Consider the following 19,039-nt stretch of genomic DNA (forward strand, 5'->3'; position numbering starts at 1 on the left):
TTGGTCTTAACTTAGCATAACTGCCATGTTTTGTCCATCTCAACTGCAAAATATTTTTGCTTATGCAAATATTTTTTGCAGTTTTCAGGAAACAAGAGACTTTTTTCGCTTTATATTTGGAGAATGTCGCTCTTATATTTGGAAAATGCCTTGTGTTTTTTCTTACCATAATGCGAATTTTCCCAACGGACACCGCCTTCCCGGTATGACCTCGCCCGCCTTGCATTTCATAATTGTAAAGTTTTTTTATTTTTTTCCATCAATTTGGAAATCCTGGCACGCCCCTTGCTTATTAATCAGGTATAAATTCAAAGGAGGAATCTTTCATGTTAACGGTAATTCTAATCTCGTATCTGGTAATCATGTTTGGTGTCAGCGTGTGGGCAAACAAATTCAATTCTTCCACCGAAGACTTCCTGCTGGCCGGGCGGCGGCTGGGTGTTTTTCTGGCCGCATTTACTCTGGCTGCAACCTACTTCGGAGGCGGATATGTGGTCGGCCTGGGAGCCGAGGCCTATTCGTCGGGAATGATTGCATGGTACAACGGACTGGCCGGCGCCGTCGGCATCCTGGCCGTATGCCTGGTACTTAAGAAAATGGAAGGAATGCAGCTTTACACGGTTGCTGAAATTCTGGAGACAAGATACGGCAGCCCATTACTCCGTTTTCTCTGCGCAATGCTGTCACTCCTGGCCCTGGTTGGAATCCTGGCCGGACAGGTAAACTCTGCCGGAAGTATTCTATCTTCCATCGGTATCGGCAGCCCGGTTGTGGGAGGGCTCATTGCCGCCGCATTCTTTATCGGCTACACCGTAGTCGGAGGACTGTGGGCCGTTACTATTACGGATTTTATCCAGATTATCGTAGCCGGAGCGGGAATTATTGCCGCAACCTTTTTCACAATTCATCACCTGGGCGGATGGGGCGGCCTGGTGGATGCGGTGAATGCACAGACAACAACAAATTATTTCACGATGACACAGGGCGTTGAACCCTCCTATATTCTTTACCTCATCCTCCCGATGTTCATCTACACCCTGATCGGGCAGGACGTTTACCAGAGGTTATTTGCCGCGAAAGACACAAACACCGCCAAAAAGGCCGGAATCATGGCATGCGTGATTGTGGGTATCCTCACCTTTTTCCCGGTTCTTCTGGGCATCGCGGGCAAGGCCCTGTTCCCGGAACTTGCCAATCCGTCCCTGGTAGTTCCGCAGATTATTTCCACCATACTGCCTCCTGCGCTGGGCGGAATTACGCTGGCAGCCGTTATCGCGGCCATCCTCTCAACCGCCGACTCCATTCTGACGGCCGCTACCTCACATGTAATCGGCGACGTCTACCTGCGCTTTATCCTGAAGGGAGAAGCGGCCGACGATGCAAAACTGCTTAAAATGTCCCGTATCTGGACCCTGATTATCGGCCTGATCTCCGTATTTGTCGCTCTGATGCTGCCGAATATCCTGAACCTGTTACTGCTTTCCTACACCATTTACACCGCCGGTGTATTTGCCCCGGTTGTAGGCGGCCTCCTGTGGAAAAAGGCAACAAAAGAGGGGGCATTCGCCGGTTTGGCAGGCGGTCTGCTGTTCGTAGTTCTGGGAATGAACGGTTTTTCCGTTTTCGGTGTGCCGTCCGATATCATGAGCTGCTTTTTCTCCGTGATTATTTTTGTCATCGTTTCATTATTTACCTGCCGGCCGGGAAAAACCGGAACTGCCGCTGTAGAAAAATAGCGGAAATGTAATGGGACTATGGCGGGAGTAAAACGGGACTATATCAGGGACAGTCGTTCTAAAAAGCTGCGGCGCCGTATCCGGATATGTAGAATACGCGCCGGACTATATACAAATAAATTATTAAAGGAGCCTGAATTATGAAAATCGAATTGAAAAATCCAGCAGTATTAAAGGAAATCACGCTGACTGACTGCAAAAAGCTGGGATTGGACGACTTTATGGCCGTTGTCCGTTTCCACGCAAAGGTCACTTTTTCGGAAGAGTTCTGTGAAAAAATCAGAGCCAACCGCCGCCTGATCGACCGTTTTCTGGAGGAGGGGCGTATTATCTACGGCGTAACCACCGGTTTCGGCGAAAATGTCAGGTATACAATCAAACCCGAGGATGCCAGGACTCTGCAGAAAAATATTGTCCGCTCCCACGCCTGCGCCGTTGGGACTCCGCTTACCGAAGAACAGGCCAGAGCCGTCATGTTCATGACGATTATTAACCTGGGCCACGGCCATTCCGGCATCCGTCTGGAAACGCTTGAACTGATCCGCGATTTTCTCAACAACGGCCTGGTTCCCTTTGCCCCCGGCGAAGGAAGCGTAGGGTATCTAGGAGTGGAGGCGCATCTTGTCATGGCCTATATCGGAGAAGGACATGTGCTTGAGAACGGAGAAAAAATCCCGGCGCTCCAGGCAATGGCTGCAAAGGGGCTGGCTCCCATCGAGCTTCAGTGCAAAGAGGGACTGTCCATGTTAAACGGCACTATCACCGTTACCGCCCTTGCCCTCCTGGCATCCTACGATTCCATCCTTTCAATGAAGAATCTGGAAATCGCAGGCGCCCTTTGTTTTGAGGCGCTCCGCGGAACGACAAAGGCCCTGGACGAAAGAATCCACAACAATAAGGATCATGACGAACAGAAAGCATCCGCCGCTAACCTCCTGCGCATGCTTAAAGGCAGTGAAATCAGTGAGACTCATAAAGACTCCAAGGTTCAGGATGCCTACGTGATGAGGGGCATGCCTCATATTCACGGCGCCGCTTACCGGCTTGTCAAGGAGGCATATGAAGTAATTTTAGAGGAGATGCATTCCGTCAGCGACAATCCGGAGATCTTTGATACGGAAGACGGAAGGGGTGAGGCCCTGATGTGCGGCAACTTCGACGGTTCCTTTGTCGGTTCCCATGCAGACATGATTGGAATGGCGGCCGCAATCGCCGGAAACCAGGCCGAGAGAAGTATCGACCGCATGGTAAACCGCAACTTAAATGACGGTCTTCCCGCTTTTCTCGTCGCAAACCCGGGCCTGAACAACGGTTTCATGATTCCTCAATATACGGCCGCCGGACTGCAGAATGAAATCAAGCTGCTGGCTATCCCGGCTTCCATCGACTCCATTCCCACCTGCGCCGGACAGGAAGATCCCGTCTCCATGGCGTATAATTCCGCAAAAAGAGCCGGTGAGGCGGTACGGAAGCTCCAGTACATCATCGCCATCGACATTATGGTTTCCCTGCAGGCCATCGATCTCCTGAAACCGCTGAAACAGGGAAACGCAACGGCAAAAGTTCATGATTTTATCCGCGAAAAAGTTGCCTTTGCCGAAAATGATCGGTTCTTTTATCCGGATATTGAATACATTTACTCGCTTGTCAAGGATGGTACCCTGATTCAGCTTATTGAAGAAGAAACAGGAGCAATCAACCTTTAAAAAACTCTCATACTGCAAATTTCATACTTACTAAGGACGGGGGAGCTGCTGCTGCAGTTCCCCCGTTCCTTCTAAAGTCATATTAAACTGCCCGGCATATTCGGCTGCAGCTATATTGAGCTGTCACCCCCGGTTACACGGTAAAATCTCCTACCAGCTCCTGTGCAATTTCCAGCAGGCGGTGGCTCCTAAGAATCCGTTCCATCTCCTCAATACGCAGGTACATCAGGTCATCATTCTCCATAAAACTGACCGTCCGGCGCACCTCGTCGTGGAGCCTCCGGGTTACGGGAGACATCTCCTGTTCCACGAAATCCACAGCCTGAAGAGCCGTGAGAATGGTCATCGAAACCATCCGTTCCATCTTTTTAACCATCCGATGCAGCTTGCGCGCGGCAATGTCATCCCGGCAGATCGGGCTTTCCTGTCCGGCGCTCACGGCGGCATTGTAGCTGCCGGCCGGTGTGGTCATCATGGCAATATCTCCCAGAAGACCGGCCGTCACGTACTGCGTAATCATAAAGCCGTTATTCAGTCCCGGATTTCTCACCAGGAATGCGGGCAGGCCGCTGAGATTCGGATCCACGAGCCTTTCCATGTGTACCTCCAGAAGCTTCGCCACATTAATCACTCCGACGGCCAGAGCATCACAGTAGGTTTCCACAAGCGTGGCATCCCAGTTAGATCCCATCAGAGCCGTGCCGTCCGGCAGGAACACGGGATTGTCAAACACGGCATAAAATTCTTCCATAATTGCTTCGTATGCCTGTACCCCCAGACGTTTGGCCGCTCCGTGGACATGCGGAATCACGCGGGTGTTCGTGCTGTCCTGGACTTTCCCGTTTCTGGATTCCTCCATGATACGGCTGCCCGAAAGAACCGCGCGCAGATAAGCGGCCGTTTCTATCTGGTCCTTATGTCCTTTCAGTTCCATCAGTCTGGGATCGTAAGCCTTGTCGGTGCAGCGCAGAGCCTCACATACCAGCGCGGCACACAGATCGGCGTGGCGCAGCGCCATGATATAGTCGTAAACAGCCATCATGGCGGTTCCCACCGAACCGCTTGCATTGGACAGAAGGGCCAGCCCCTCCCTTGGAGCCAGACGGATGGGTGCAATCCCATGCTTTTCCAGAACCACCGCAGCCGGCAGCGCCCGGCCGTCTTCCATAATGCGCCCCTCTCCCATCAGGGTCATTGTCATATAAGGCTGATAGGACAGACCTCCTATCGTCCCTTCACAGGGGACATAAGGACAGATATTTTCATTGAGGAACCGGCGGATCAGCTCCAGCGCCTCCAGCCGGGTCGCCGAATAACCTTTTCCTATATTGCAGAGAACCGTCAGAAGGATGGCTCTCACTTCCTCTTCCTCCAATGGCCTCCCTACGGAGCATCCGTGGCTCCGGATAATATTCTCCTGGAGCCTGACCATGTCCTCCTCGCCGATGCGGTAGCGCACATTGTCGCCAAATCCCGTATTCACACCATATACTCCCACACCGTCCGAAAGTTTTTCTTCCAGCGCGCGGCGGCCGGCCGTGACTCTTTCACGATAAGACTCGGAAAATTCCACAGAAGCGTGATAGCGGACCACCGCTACAAACTCTTCAAGACTGTTGTGGCAGTCATCTAAAAGGACCGGCCTGATTTCTTTCGCCTCTCTCTTTATCAGCATTTTATTTTACCTTCTTTCATTCATGATATAAATTTAAAATTACGCTGTCACCTCTTCGCCCTCGTGATTCTTCGCCGTCATCAGGGATACCACTACCAATACCGCACTGGAGATGATACCGCTGAACAGTTCGCCCGGCAGTCCGCCCAGGGAAAGAATTCCGGTCACCGAGAGAATAGTGAACACGCACCCGATTACAAGGCCTGAAATCGAGCCCTCCCTGGTTGCCTTTTTCCACAGCACGCCGAATACGATGGGGGCAAAGACGCCGCCGGTATACAAATAATAAGAATAGGTGCATGCATTGATAATGGAAGGAACCAGCATAGAAAAGCCGATTGCCGCCAGTCCCGCCACTGCGGTGAAAACCCTTGAAACATAGAGCAGGCGTTTATCATCCGGATCGGCGTCTTTTGCCACATAGCACATCCAGAAATCTCCCATAAAATGGGAAGCCGCTGCCGTAAGGGCCGAATCGGCCGTGGACAGGATGGCCGAAATAGCCGCCGCCATAACGATTCCGACTGCCCATGACGGCAGTGTGGCCATTGTCAGCATGGCAAATGCGGAAGCGGATGTCCCGTTTGCCGCCAGTTCCGGGAAATCGATGCGGGCTATGAGGCCCAGGACTACGGGAACAACGGATAACAGAGTCAGCATCAGGCCCGCTCCAAATGCAGTCTTTACGGCCGTTTTGTGATTCCGGCAGGCAAACAGCCTCTGGTACATGTCCTGGCCAATCAGCAGATACATAACGGCCGGAAGCATCAGCCACGTCAGAAGGGATGCCTTGTCCCCGTTCATAAACACGTTATAATCCTGTGGCAGCGTAGCCGTCATTCCGTTCAGGGAAGCCGTAATGCCTGAAAATCCCCCATGGCTTCCAAGGGCAGCGAAAAATACCCACAACACGCCGACGATAACCAGGATAATCTGGAAACAGTCCGTCATTGTAACGGCCCACAGGCCTCCCATAACGGTCAGGGCAATAATCACCACCATGGCCAGCAGCGCTCCGGCCGTGGCATTTGTGAATCCCAGCGCATTCAGGATTCCGACAATCGCGCCTACCTGTCCTCCCAGGATGCCGATCAGGGCCATCATGGATAAAAATGCCGATGCGACGCGGAGAAATTTACTGTTATAACGTTTCTCCAGATATTCCGTCACGGTCGTATAGGTAGAAAATTTTGCCATTTTCTGAATCAGCAGCCCCACCAGGACCATACCGATTGCACTGCTGAACGGATAGATATAAATCGCAATACCGTTATCATAAGCCTGCTGGGTCGTGCCCGTTAAGAGAGCGCCGCCGAACAGAGTCGCCGTCATCGTAAGAATTGCCGTGCCCAGCCCCAGGTTACGTCCCGCCAGCAGGAAATCGGTCACATTCTTGCTCTTGCGGCTGTAATAAACCCCGATGCCGAAGAGCACACACAGATAAATAATCAGAACAACAATAATTGACTTCATAGCATACCTCCAATTTTTCCATCTCCATAAATTTGAAATACCTGAAACCTCTTTTTTATCCCCGCGAAGAATAAAGAATCTGCCTGCATTTTTGCCCTGTAAGAGATAACGAGAATCCCCTTTAGAACGATAACCCGCACGCTACGCGTTCAGATTACCGCCTTAAATAAAAAATCCAGGCCCCATCCCCTGATTGTCTCAGTAAGGATGGTTTCTGGATTTATTATAAAGGACGCTCCGTCGAAACTCCGTCACACATTTCGACGAAACGGTGACGCATCCGGCAGGATTCCCTCCGGACACTGCCTCAGAAGTTCTTCTTCAAAAATTCCCGCCCTGCCGGTTAACAGGTTCCGGGCCAGTTCCAGGCTTTCGGAGGCCGTTTGGCCGAAGTAATCTCCGGCTGTAACGCCGCCGCATTCCCGCTCCCAGTGGAAGCCAATCCAGGCCTGCAAAAGAAATACCGTTCCCTGCTCTACCGGGGACTTCCATCCTTCCGCGTAGTGTCTGGCCTGTCTGAGGAGCTCGGAACACCGCGTTTTATCCGACTGGGAATAAAGCGCCCGATACGCCAGGGCCACCGCTCTCCCGGCCGGTTTTCTCGTATACGGCGCGGTCATTCCCGCCTCCTCAAACAACCGTTCCGCCTCCTCATATTTTCCCGCGGCAAAGACGGAGCAGGCATAATTGGTGGTGAAAATAGGAAGTCCCGGAACAGCGCCGAACCGGCGTGCCACCTGAATCGCTTCCTCATAATATTCCACGGCCTCCTCATACCTTCCCTCTTCCCGGTAACTTTCGCCCATATAATTGAGCACATAGGAGGCATGAACCGCATATTCCACACCGCGGCCGAACGCGTTTTCCAGCATTGCAAAAGCCTGCTTAAGCTCCTTTCTGCATAATTCATAATTCTTACGCATCATGAGCATGACTCCCCGCATCCGTTCAAACACCACCTTTTCTTTCAGGCCGGTGTTTTCATCGAACAGCCTGAGTCCTTCCGCGATGTGATATTCTATCTTATCGGCGTCATAAATCTGGATACCGTAATAGATCATCTGTCTGTGGATTCCCATTCTGATTTCCGGTGTGCAGTCTTCATGACGCAGCACCGTCCCAGCGGCATCCAGCGCCTCTTCATAGAATCCCTTGTAAACACAATACCGGCACTTTGCATACAGAAGCTCGTCCTGCATGGCAAGGAGCCTTTCCTCCGCCGGAAATTCCCTTTTAAGCTGCCCCAGCTCCTCCTCCATGTCATGAAACAGGGCAAGCGCCCGTGACTCCGTGTCCAGTTCAAGTCCATCCTCCTCCCGGCTGGGGAAGAGCTCATAGCAGAGGTTAATCTGTCCCTGAAGTCCCTGTACCTTGTATTTAAAGGCATTAAGCCGATCTCCGCCCCTGGAATAGTGGTAGACTAACTGGGCGCTGACTCCGGGATAGGTTGATATTCCCTCTAATATGGATGCAATATTCAGATGCAGAATCCGCCTGTTGAGCGGCCTGATCCCAAGATAAACGCGTTCCCTGAATTCCGGCTGGATAAAGACAAGCGAAACCGTTCCGCCGTCCGATATCTCGTTGACAATCGAACGCTGCCTGAGTTCCAGACAGAGATAAAGAAGTTCCAGCGGCGCCTTGTTGCTCAGCTTTTCCAGAATCTCGCAGGGAGCCGCCTCCGGAAACATGGCAATCATGTTTAACACCTGCTGCCCCTCCTGGCTCAGTCCGGCAATCCGGTAGGAAAACACTTCCTTCATATCTCCCGGCAGGAGCTGTGGATTCTGCTGCTCCATCAGGTTGTTTAAAAGCTGCACCAGCAGAAAGGCATTGCCCCTGGCCGAGGCATAGACCTGCTCCTTCAGTGTTGCCGGCAGTTCTCCGGCCCCAAACTGTTCGATGAACTGCATCGTCTCCTCCCGGTTAAAAGGAACCAGCTCGTATTTTTTAATCAGTCCGTCCGAAACCGAGGCCGAAAGAAAACCATGAACCGCCTCCCCGGCCGGTTCCCTGCATATGAGAAGGACGGACAGACGGCCGCTCTCTATTGTATGGAGGACCTGATCCAGAAGCCGCAGGCTCGCCGGATCCATCCAGTGAATATCTTCAAATACCAGTATCATTTTCCGTTTCTGCACCGCCATGGACAAAACCGCCAAAATGCTGTCACAGATGGAATTGGGGTTATAAATGACGGGGACGTCGGCCAAATCCGCGCTCTGCGGGCCTCCGCCCGACAGGAGGGCAAAATTCCCCGGCAATGTCTGCAGGCTCTCTTTCGGCAGAGGCAGCGTCCCACCCGCAATATGGGAAGACAGCGCCAGCATCACCGTCTGCCACGGATGGAGAACTTCCTCCGTTTTGGACTGGTAACAGGAACTGGTGAGCACGAGCCGCCCCTCCAGCTTCGCATGTTTTAAAAAGTAATTTAGGAGATGGGTTTTTCCAACGCCCGCTTCCCCCTGAAGCAGGACCGCCTTCCGGCGTCCCGTATCCTCCCGCTCAAAATCCGCGCACATCCGGCGGAAAATTTCATACCGGGCCACCAGAAAATCACTTCCGTAATTTTTCCCCTCCATCGTATTCTCATTCCACTCTCCCATCAGCTCCCGGTACAGTTTCGACGTCTCCTCAAGAGGCGCGATACCAAGCTCCTCCGCCAGAACCGTCCTGAGCTTCTGATAGGTAAAAGCGGCCTTACTGTAGGCGTGCATCTCCCTGTATATCTTCATCAGGGACACATATCCCTCCTCCGCCAGAGGATCCATCCGGATCATGGCCTGAAGCTGTTTTACCGCTTCCTCCCATTGGTTCCCGGACAAGGCTTTGCGGGCACGGTCCCGGAGACGCTCCTGATAAATACTCTGAAGTTTCTCCCGCATCCGCTCCATCCATTCCTCGTATTCAGCGGAGCCTCCCGGTGTAAATCCCTGAAGGAACTCTCCCTCATAATCTTTTTCCTCCTCCTGCAGAAATTCGTCCAGATCACATCTGAACTCAAGCTCCGGGTTCAGGGTCAGGGCGGAACGCCCCACCGGCATTACGGCCTCCGGATGGAGATATTTCTTTATGAAATACAGGCTGTCCCTGAGGTGCCTGGAGGCCTGGACCATGTCCTCGTCCGGCCAGAGGAGCGCCGCCAGTTCCTGTCTGGAGGCTTTCTTTTCCACCATAAGATAGTAAAATACCGCCTCCGCTTTCTTTAAATGGAACGAAATACGGTTTCCGTCCACATCTACAGCAGGCACCTGCAAAAGCACTGCCCTGATCACCGTCGTCTTTTTCTGCATTTTATCGCGTCCCCTCCTGTCCGGGATTCTGTACTTATCTTAAAATCGATATCATTATTTACGCACATTCTTTTTCTTATCATATTTCACCGTTCTTGCTCAGTCAAGGAAATTCCGGGATGATTTCTTCCTTTGTTTTCCAGGGAGACTTTTTAAAGAGCTGGAACAGAGGCTCTGCGCCGTCCGCGAGCCCCTCTGTCCGGAGAAAACAACGTATAAAGATAAAAATATGGAAAGCATTATACTGCGTTCCGCAATGAGCCAGCTTGTGGCTAACAGGGATGTGTAACTCTGGATTTCGTACAAAACACGCACGGAAAAACCTCGCGGAATGCTGCCGGCAGGCAGTAAGGATAAGTTGTGCCGGTCTTATTTTCCTTGCCAATTCCACCTTCTGATGCTATAATAGCGATAAGTGCGGTTATTTTTTATGGTGTTTAAGGACAGGCTGTGGTTTTCAACGGTAAGGGGCTGTTTTCCTGTCGCTTTTTTTCCCGCCATATCCCACCGCTATAATTTACGGAGGTATTTTTATGCAGACAATTCTGAACGTAGTGCTCATCATCCTGGTCATTGCAGTCATCGCTCTGGCAGTACTTTATTACTTCGGCAGGAAGATGGAAAAGCGTCAGGCAGAGCAGCAGACCATGATGGAAGCTGCAAAACAGACGGTTTCGATTCTCGTTATTGATAAGAAGAAGCTGAAAGTTAAAGAGTCCGGTCTTCCCAAGACGGTAATCGATCAGACTCCCTGGTATATGAAAAGAGCCAAGCTCCCGATTGTCAAGGCAAAGGTTGGACCGAAGGTCTTAACACTTATTGCAGATGACAAGGCATTTTTACAGCTCCCTGTAAAGACAGAAGCCAAGGTTGTAATCAGCGGCCTGTACATAACGGATGTCAAGAGCGTCCGCGGTGGTATCCCGCCGATTCCAAAGAAGAAGGGATTCTTCGCCCGGTTTAAGAAAGATAAGAGCGAGAAAAAGAGTTAATTTGTAACAGAAATAGAAGGACTGCCTCACAGATGGTGAATCTGCTGACGGCAGTCCTTTTTTAATCCCTCAGATAATAATACCATATTTTTTAATCCTGTACTGCAGCCCCTGCCGATGGATTCCAAGCGCCTGGGCTGTTTGCGTGATATTGTAGTTATACTCTTTCAGCGCCAGCCGGAGCACCTCCCCTTCAAATTCATCCATGGTTTCCTGGAGCGTCTGGTGTGCATATTCCTGCTGCATTGCGGGCAAAGCTTTCTCTTCCACTCCCTTCTCGTTAAAAAGGAAGTCCGGCAGGTGCTCCGGACGGATTGTATCATCGTCGATCACATTCAACACATAGTCCAGAACGTGAAACAGCTCCCTCACGTTTCCCGGCCAGTTGTAGGAAATGAGCCGCTCCACCACCTCGGAACTGATACGGCGGATCGCTTTTGCATAGGTAAATGAATTCTGTCCGATATAATAATAAACCAGCTCTTCGATATCTTCCGGATGTTCCCTGAGCGGAGGGAGATTGATCGTGATTGTGGACAGGCGGTAAAAAAGATCCTTGCGCAGTAAATTCTTCTCCAGCAGGGTATAGGGATTTTCATTGCAAGAGGAAATAATCCGCACATTGAACGGAATATCCTTAGTCCCTCCCACTCTGCGGAATGTCCCTTCCTGGATAACCCGCAGAAGTTTGGACTGCATCGCCATGCTCATGGAGTTGAGCTCGTCCAGAAACAGCGTTCCGCCGTTCGCTTCCTCAAAGTATCCTGCCTGTTCCACACTGCCGGTAAAACTCCCTTTCTTGGTTCCAAAGAGCAGACTTTCAATTAACGTGTCGGGTATGGCTGCACAATTGAGCGGAAGAAACTTCTTTTTTCTGCGTGAACTTTCCCGGTGGATGCTCTGGGCAAAAATCTCCTTTCCGGTTCCCGTCTCACCGTTCAGGAGCACCGTACATTCCCTGGGAGCCACTTTTTTAGCCAGCCTGACCGCACTCTGCAGCTTTTCTCCCTTTCCGATAATGTGGTTAAAGGAATAACCGGAAAAATTCCCGGAGCTGTCACCGGAGGCCTCGATCTCTTCCAGAGACTTGCGTATTGATTCCATCTCTGAAATATAACGGCCCGCTATATTGACGTCCTGCTCAAATGCGACGCTGCCGATCAGTTCCCCATCTTTAAAAACAGGGTATGCCGAATTCGCCGTACGGATATTTTTCCCCGTCGCCGTCTGGAATGACCATATTCTGTTAATGACAGGGGCCTTAATCTTCAGCGAAGTCATGACCGTACTGATTTCCCTTGAATAATTATACAGGTCGAACAGGTTCTGCCCTTCCACCTCCTCGTCCGCAGGAATCGAAGATATTTTACGGCTGCAGGAATTCAGAAAGATAACGTCCCCATTTTCATCATAAATCTGAATTCCCTCGTGGATACAGTTCAGAGCCTCCTCGTAAAGAAACTCCTTGCTTTCCGCCTTTTTCAAAAGATAAACCTCCCGGCCTTCGGTGCATTTGAGGCGCAGATACAAAAATTTCTCCTTTTCCCAATAAAGGGTTCCCTCTTCTGCATCCGTCTCCCCCTGGAAAACGTCAGAAATCTTCTGTCCCGTGAAACCGCTCCACTTTTCAGTATAAACTTTCTCCAGTCTCCTGCACTCCCAGACAATCTTCAGCACGTTCCCGTCTTCGTCCGTCCGGAGTATCATATCTGCTATTCTCTGCATATTCCCCTTTGCTATTGTTCACGTCCCCGTTCGCCCGGATGGCTGTGTTGAGCCGTTCCGTTTGGCTGTGCTATACCGTTCCGTTTGACTGAGCTTATGCCGTTTAGTTTGGCTGTGCTATGCCATATGATTTTGCTGTGAACAGTAACACTCCCTTCCCCATTTATTCCTGAAACTTAAAAATCTGCTACTCTATTTCCCGTTTATCGATTAAAATGAAAGGTGACGATTCCGCACCTTATAGCAATTACAATCAAAGTAACATACTTCGTCAGTGAAGTCAATCAGATGCAATATTTAAATGCGTCGATGCAATTTAGCATTGCGGCTGCTTAATCAGCTTTGTATTTTCTTAGTGCTTTTTTAGCTCCAATTTATTCTTTTTGAACCACATTTGAAGGTTTTAGCCGCCTTTGAGATTTAATCCGGTCAAAAACATATGGTGAAGAACCTGGCACGCTCCTTGCTCTATTATAATGTGTACAGTAAAACACATGTTTTTACAGAAAGGAGGGTACAAAACGGGAGCGTTTTGTACAACAGCACAATGAATAAGTCGAAGGAACCAAAAAAAGCCGTGAACCTCGGTGTGTTTATCCCCTGTTTCATCATTCTGTGCGGCTCGGCCGTAATCGGAATGATTAACAATGAATGGCTCACCTCAATTGCCCAGGGCATCTTTACCTGGTCACTTGACAACTTCGCCTGGCTCTATCAGGCAGTTGCAATCACCACCTTATTCCTCATCGCCATACTGACATTCTCCAAATATGGAAAAATCCGTTTCGGCGGCCCGAATGCCAAGGCCAAGTACTCCTTCGGGAGCTGGTTTGCCATGACACTGACGGGAGGAATCGCCACGGGCCTTATCACATACGGGGTAAATGAAGTACTCGTTTATTATGGGGACGTGTGGGGTGAACTGAGCGGAATGGGCATCGAACCGTTTACCGACAAAGCGGCGTTCTTTTCCATGGGAAGGGTCTTTTACCACTGGACGTTTATCCCCTACGCAATGTATGCTTTATCGGGTTTAATCATCGCCTATATGTATTTTAACCGCCAGAAAGAACTGTCCGTATCGGCCTCCCTGATTCCCCTTTTTGGTGAAGCCGTTACAAAAGGATTCTTTAGAGGGCTGGTAGATACGCTTTCCGTACTCTCCATCGGACTCGGACTCGCCGCTTCCCTGGGAGCCGGGCTTGCACTGATTGGCAGCGGCCTCCACGCCGTTTACGGAATCCCTCAGGGACCGGTTTTGTGGTTCCTTCTGGCCGCAGTCATCACCGTTACCTTTACCATTGCTTCCGTATCCGGCCTGGACAAGGGAATCAAATGGCTGGCTGGCCTTACCTCAAAAATTTTCTATATCCTGCTGTTTGTCCTTTTCATCATCGGCCCCACGCTCTACATTATGAATCTCGCCAACGTGGGTATCGGTGAATGGATGGATCATTTCTGGACCTGGGGATTTGATCCCTATCTGGCAGGAGGAAAACCTCTCGTTATGTGGTGGACCATGTACGCCTGGGCCATGTGGATTGCATATGCCCCTCTGATGGGAATCTTCTTTGCCATGATCGCCTATGGCAGGACGGTACGGCAATTCCTCGTCATCAACTGGATTCTCCCTTCCGTCTTCGGCGGCGTGTGGTTTGCCGTATGGGGCGGTACTGCTCTTGACTGGCAGATGTCGGGAAAGGTCGATCTGGTGGCCGCAATCCAGGCCAACGGCGCAATGGCCGGACTCTGGGAATTTTTAAAGGCAGTTCCCCTGGGATTTATCATTATCCCGGTGGTTATGATAACCCTGATAGCCGCATTCGCCACCACGGCCGACACCATGTCCACCACGATTGCGGCCGTCTGCACCAAGGGGGCCAGACATGATGAGGAGCCCGCCCTCTGGCAAAAAGTCCTCTGGGGCGTTACCATCGGCCTGATAGCGGCCATCATGGTAGCCTTCGGCGGCGGAGAACAGGGAATTAACGGAGTAAAATATTTATCAGCCTGCGGCGCCTTTGCCGTCCTGGGCGTGTTTATCCTTCAGATATTTTCTACGATTAAGGTATTCTTTTTTGATAAAAATACGCAGAAGGACATTGAGGACGCGGACCGTGTGGAGCAGCCGGAAAACTCTGAAGAACCGGATACCGGTATCCATGCAGGGGCCGAAACAAACGGCTAGATCATTTGTAACATTGGAGGAAACACATTTATGAATACTGCTAATAGAATCAAGTCTGTAACACTCGGAGGCAGAATAACGATAGAAGAACTGGTTGCCATCGCAAGGTTCAATGCCGCCGTCGAATTCTCGGAAACATATAAAGACAGGGTAAAAACCGCCAGAGAGCTGGTTGAAAAATGGACGCGGGAAAAGCGGGTCATGTACGGCATTACCACCGGTTTCGGTATCCTGTGCGACAAGCTTATCTCACCGGAAGAGACGTCCCTGCTTCAGAAAAATGTCATCGAATCTTCCGCAACCTCCATAGGAGAACCTTACACCGTTGAACAGTCGCGCGCCGTCATGGTCGCGGTGCTTCAGAATCTGGGCAGCGGTTACAGCGGGGTGCGTCTTGAAGTGCTTGAAATGTACCGTGAATTTTTGAACCGCGGACTGACTCCCTGGGCTCCCCGGGAAGGTTCCGTCGGCTATCTCTGCACGGAAGCCCATCTGGCCAGAACCCTGTACGGAGCCGGTAAAATGTATTTTCGCGATCAACTGATGGATGCCTCCGAAGCGCTGAAACTGGCGGGCCTGGAACCAATTACCCTGGAATCCAAAGAGGGACTGTCCCTGATCTCGGGGACGGCCTCCCCCACCGCTCTGGCTTCCCTGGCTCTGTATGATATGCAAAAAGCGGCAAAAGCCGCGGATATCATCGGCGCCATGACCCTGGAAATATCCAGAGGGCAGCTACCCGCCTTCGATGAACGTGTCTCAAAAGTACGGCCGCACCGCCATCAGGCAGAAACGGCCGCAAACGTGCGCAGGCTACTCTCCGCCTCTGCGTTCAGCGCCTCCGCCCAGGGACATCACCTGCAGGATCCGCTGTCGCTGCGCGGCATCCCCCAGCTTCACGGAGCAGCAAAAAAAACGCTGGACGATGCAAGAGTAACTTTGGAGGTTGAGCTTAACGCCTGCAGCGACAATCCCTTCGTATGGCCCGATATCAGCGATCCCGATATTATCTCAAGCTGTAACTGTGACGCTTCCTATGTGGGACTTGCCATGGATACAAGCTGCATCGCCGCTACCATGCTCGCCAAGATGTCCGAGCGCAGAAATACCCACATGATAGACGGCAATATGTCCGGCTATCCCTGGTTCCTGGTAAAGCAGCCGGGTCTCAACTGCGGAATGATGGTTCCCCAGTATTCCCAGGCGGCTATCCTGAACGATATGAAAATCCTGTCCGCTCCCGCCACCGTCGACAGTATCCCAACCTGCGGCAACCAGGAAGACTATGTATCCATGGGATATAATGCGGCAAAAAAAGCCGTCACCGTCGCCGGGAAGCTGGAATCCGTTCTCGCCTATGAACTTTTATCGGTCTTTGCGGCTCATCAGTTTTTGGAGGAAGGGGTGAAACCGGGAAAGGCGACGGAAGCTCTTCTGAAAGAGATGTCGCTGCATATACCGGCTTTAGACAAGGATATGTTTTTCCATCCTTATATCTGCTATTTGAAAGAGTTTATCCACAGCGGAGAAATCCTTAACATCGCCGAGGAAGCTGTGGGGGAACTGCTCTGAGTGCCCTGAGAGGAGATTCTATGAAAACATCCGTTAAATATGTGGAAATCGACCTGAAACGCATTTTTACCACACCGCCGAATACAAGGAAAGAGAAGATCATTCTTTTTTCTATGATGCTTATTGTTTTTATTCTCTTTTTTGGTCCTCTCTGCTTCACCGATGTCCCACCCTGGAGAGCCGTTGCGGTTTCCTGTCTTCCGGCTTTGTCTGTCTCCTGGGGATGGGTGGTTCTGCTGAGAGGGTTGTTTCGGAAAGAGGAATATTCAATGTTCAAAAAAATCAACCGAGCACTTGCCGGCGCTTTGTTGAAACGAAGGCTGAATCGAAAACTGAATCTCAGACCAGACATCTCTGGCAAACACGTTAAACTGAACCGCTGAGATGTCCGGAGTATGGCACTTTTATGTTTGTTTTAGAAGTCTGCCATAAAAAGCTGCACTATCTGAACGCTATCAAAAGGTTGTGGGATAAAAATAGTTGTATACACCTTATTCTTTCCCTGCCGTCAGATAGTGCAGCCTAAACAGAAAACAACATAGCGACTATTGATTTACTTCTATCGTATGGACATCCGTTACCAATAGGGCACACTAAAACCACTTGCACGGAATGCTTAAAAAAACTTCTTTGTTCACGTTAAATCCTATTTTTTCATAGAAAGCCGCTGCTGTTTTTGTTTGTACCAACCATTCTGAATTTGGAAAAATTTCTCTGCATTTTCGAACTAATTCTGTTCCAATTCCTTGATTTTGAAACTTTGGATGAACCGCCAAGTCATATATAACAGAACGAAACATCTGGTCACTAAGCACTCTTATACAACCTACCAATTCTCCATTTGCCCATGCCGAAAAAACAAGGGCTGAGTTAATAAAATTTTTATTAAAGTTTTCCAGCATATTAGGAGTTATTTCTCCATCAGACCATCCGACCGCAAAAAACAAATCGTGCAATGCTTTACATGGTAAATCTTTTCGTGTATCGTACAATACATCATTCATCCAATCACCTCCAAATTCCAATTACACCGAGTTCTTTTCCAAAGGCATTCTCGTTATGTGTTTATCAGACTATGCCTAATGCATTTATTGTCAAGCAGCCCCATAGTTTGTTAAAACTTCTTATGCAATCCGCAACCGCTCTGTTCGTTTCCACGCTCTGTGCGTCTACATAGAGCTAGTTTAGGAGAACACAAAAAACACTATTTTTTATTCTTTACCGCCTCATACGCCAGCAAATGCAGCTTATCCCCTTTTTCATGAAATCCCAGTCCCAGATTTGCCCCTGAATCGGTGGAGCAGCCACAGTCAAACTGTGACAGCAACTGATAATTTGAGCAAATTCCTTTCTGAAAAAAGCTGCGGTTAAAATTATTAGCGCTTGACTCGGGATAACTTCTCAATAAATTTCTCCGTGAACGCTCTCCCCCGTCAAAATAAAAATACACTCCGGCCGCCCGGCCGCCGTCTTTTAAATACGAATACATATAATCCGGCCAAAAATCATCGTGATAAAAATTATGTTCATTCGTTGCAAAAAAATCGACTGTTATATCTACGCTCTTTCTTTTGATTGGCGGCGCCACCCCGGCATCTGCGATATAGAGAATATCATAGCCGCGGCCGCTCCTGTCAATCAGCTCCTTATAAGCAGCCAGTGTTTCCGGAAACTTGTCGGTAACAATCAGTTCCGTCCCCTCATTCAAAAGTTCCATGTGATTGTGGAGAAAAAACCAGGCGTTGACATAGCTTTCCCACAGCACCTTGCCCGCAGTCCCGGCCTTTGTCAGGCTCTCACCCAGCCAGTTATAGGAACGCTCAAACAGGCTGAGTGTGGCAGACGGCAGATCGCGGTAGAGTTCGCGTATCGTATCAGGTTTATCATAAAAGCTGGTATTCCTGTTTGGCGTCAGCAGAATCCCATCCTGTATCCTGGCGCTGTAACCGCAGCGGCAGCTCATCTCGGCCTCGAAAATATACCTGCTGTCCATTGATGCGTTCTGGGCGCGCAGTTCTCCCCCGCACACCGGACAAACCAGCAGTCTCAGCATTTTAAGAGGCACACCCGTGTTCACCGCCTCCCCGTCTCCTGCCCGGAACGTACTCATTGAGGAACGGAGTACCTGCTGCGCCCGTACAAGAGTTTCGATGCGTTCGCCCAGCGCGGTGTCCTGTTCCGCAAACAGCCTCAGCACCTCCACCCTGTCCTCCTGGGGAGCCAGGCCGGAAATCCGTCTGAGAGATAGCAGCCTGTGAATTACCTCAAGAGGAAATTCCATCTTTTTAAGCTCCAGAAGCCATTCCAGATCACCCAGTGTTTTTTCATCAAAAATATATTGTCCACGGCTAACCGGCGGGACTAAAAGACCATGCTTTATATAATAATAAATACTGGTCACCGGTACCGAAAATTTCTTAGCTGCCTGTCCTATCTTCATATCCCTTCCCCCTTTTTCCAAAACTATCATGGATTTAGACCCCAGTCAAGGTTTTTAATAAAAAGACTGAATTTTCAGTATTGACATTAACTTTGGTCTTGAATTTATACTATTAATAACTTATCAAGGTCTTCGGAAAAAATAATTCCTTTTTTCCTGTTTATAAAACAACGAAAAGCGCGCTTCGTGAACTTTTCATTGCCACTCAACAAAGGACCTGTTCATAAAACATAAGGCCT

Annotated in this window: 11 protein-coding genes; 5 read left to right on the forward strand and 6 right to left on the reverse strand. The window is 50.0% G+C overall.

Annotated elements, in window-relative coordinates:
* Window positions 1–326: 326 nt before the first annotated feature.
* Window positions 327–1,736, forward strand: a complete 1,410-nt coding sequence (locus tag QZT18_RS00980; protein WP_294143609.1) for a sodium:solute symporter family protein — start codon at window positions 327–329, stop codon at window positions 1,734–1,736.
* 140 nt (window positions 1,737–1,876) lie between these two features.
* A complete protein-coding gene (locus QZT18_RS00985; protein ID WP_294143610.1) occupies window positions 1,877–3,442 on the forward strand; it encodes a histidine ammonia-lyase in 1,566 nt (521 codons plus the stop codon).
* Window positions 3,443–3,575: 133 nt separating this feature from the next.
* Here the strand turns inward: QZT18_RS00985 and QZT18_RS00990 are convergent, their stop codons facing one another.
* From QZT18_RS00990 to QZT18_RS01000, 3 genes are all read right to left on the reverse strand, one after another.
* Window positions 3,576–5,117, reverse strand: coding sequence for a histidine ammonia-lyase (locus QZT18_RS00990; RefSeq protein ID WP_294143611.1), 1,542 nt, complete (start codon window positions 5,115–5,117; stop codon window positions 3,576–3,578).
* A 39-nt stretch (window positions 5,118–5,156) separates the two neighbouring features.
* Window positions 5,157–6,590, reverse strand: coding sequence for a sodium:solute symporter (locus tag QZT18_RS00995; RefSeq protein WP_294143612.1), 1,434 nt, complete (start codon window positions 6,588–6,590; stop codon window positions 5,157–5,159).
* A gap of 251 nt (window positions 6,591–6,841) precedes the next feature.
* Window positions 6,842–9,883 carry an AAA family ATPase gene (locus tag QZT18_RS01000; RefSeq protein ID WP_294143613.1) on the reverse strand — a complete coding sequence of 1,014 codons (3,042 nt, stop codon included), beginning with the start codon at window positions 9,881–9,883 and terminating at the stop codon, window positions 6,842–6,844.
* Between the two features lie 533 nt (window positions 9,884–10,416).
* Between QZT18_RS01000 and QZT18_RS01005 the strand changes: the two genes are divergently transcribed.
* A complete protein-coding gene (locus QZT18_RS01005; RefSeq protein WP_125142923.1) occupies window positions 10,417–10,875 on the forward strand; it encodes a hypothetical protein in 459 nt (152 codons plus the stop codon).
* A gap of 69 nt (window positions 10,876–10,944) precedes the next feature.
* Here QZT18_RS01005 and QZT18_RS01010 read toward each other — a convergent pair whose 3' ends face one another.
* A complete protein-coding gene (locus QZT18_RS01010) occupies window positions 10,945–12,600 on the reverse strand; it encodes a sigma-54-dependent Fis family transcriptional regulator (RefSeq protein ID WP_294143614.1) in 1,656 nt (551 codons plus the stop codon).
* 532 nt (window positions 12,601–13,132) lie between these two features.
* On the opposite strand from QZT18_RS01010, the gene QZT18_RS01015 reads away from it, so the two are divergent.
* Window positions 13,133–14,788 (forward strand): BCCT family transporter, encoded by a 1,656-nt coding sequence (locus QZT18_RS01015; RefSeq protein ID WP_366925770.1) that lies wholly within the window; start codon window positions 13,133–13,135, stop codon window positions 14,786–14,788.
* A gap of 30 nt (window positions 14,789–14,818) precedes the next feature.
* Window positions 14,819–16,360, forward strand: coding sequence for a histidine ammonia-lyase (locus tag QZT18_RS01020; protein WP_294143615.1), 1,542 nt, complete (start codon window positions 14,819–14,821; stop codon window positions 16,358–16,360).
* Window positions 16,361–16,953: 593 nt separating this feature from the next.
* Here QZT18_RS01020 and QZT18_RS01025 read toward each other — a convergent pair.
* Window positions 16,954–17,364 (reverse strand): GNAT family N-acetyltransferase, encoded by a 411-nt coding sequence (locus QZT18_RS01025; protein WP_294143616.1) that lies wholly within the window; start codon window positions 17,362–17,364, stop codon window positions 16,954–16,956.
* A gap of 200 nt (window positions 17,365–17,564) precedes the next feature.
* Entirely contained in the window at window positions 17,565–18,800 is a 1,236-nt protein-coding gene (locus QZT18_RS01030) for a MerR family transcriptional regulator (RefSeq protein ID WP_294143617.1), read from the reverse strand.
* Window positions 18,801–19,039: the final 239 nt, after the last annotated feature.

This window comes from uncultured Clostridium sp., from assembly GCF_900547735.1.
Taxonomy (GTDB): domain Bacteria; phylum Bacillota; class Clostridia; order Lachnospirales; family Lachnospiraceae; genus Otoolea.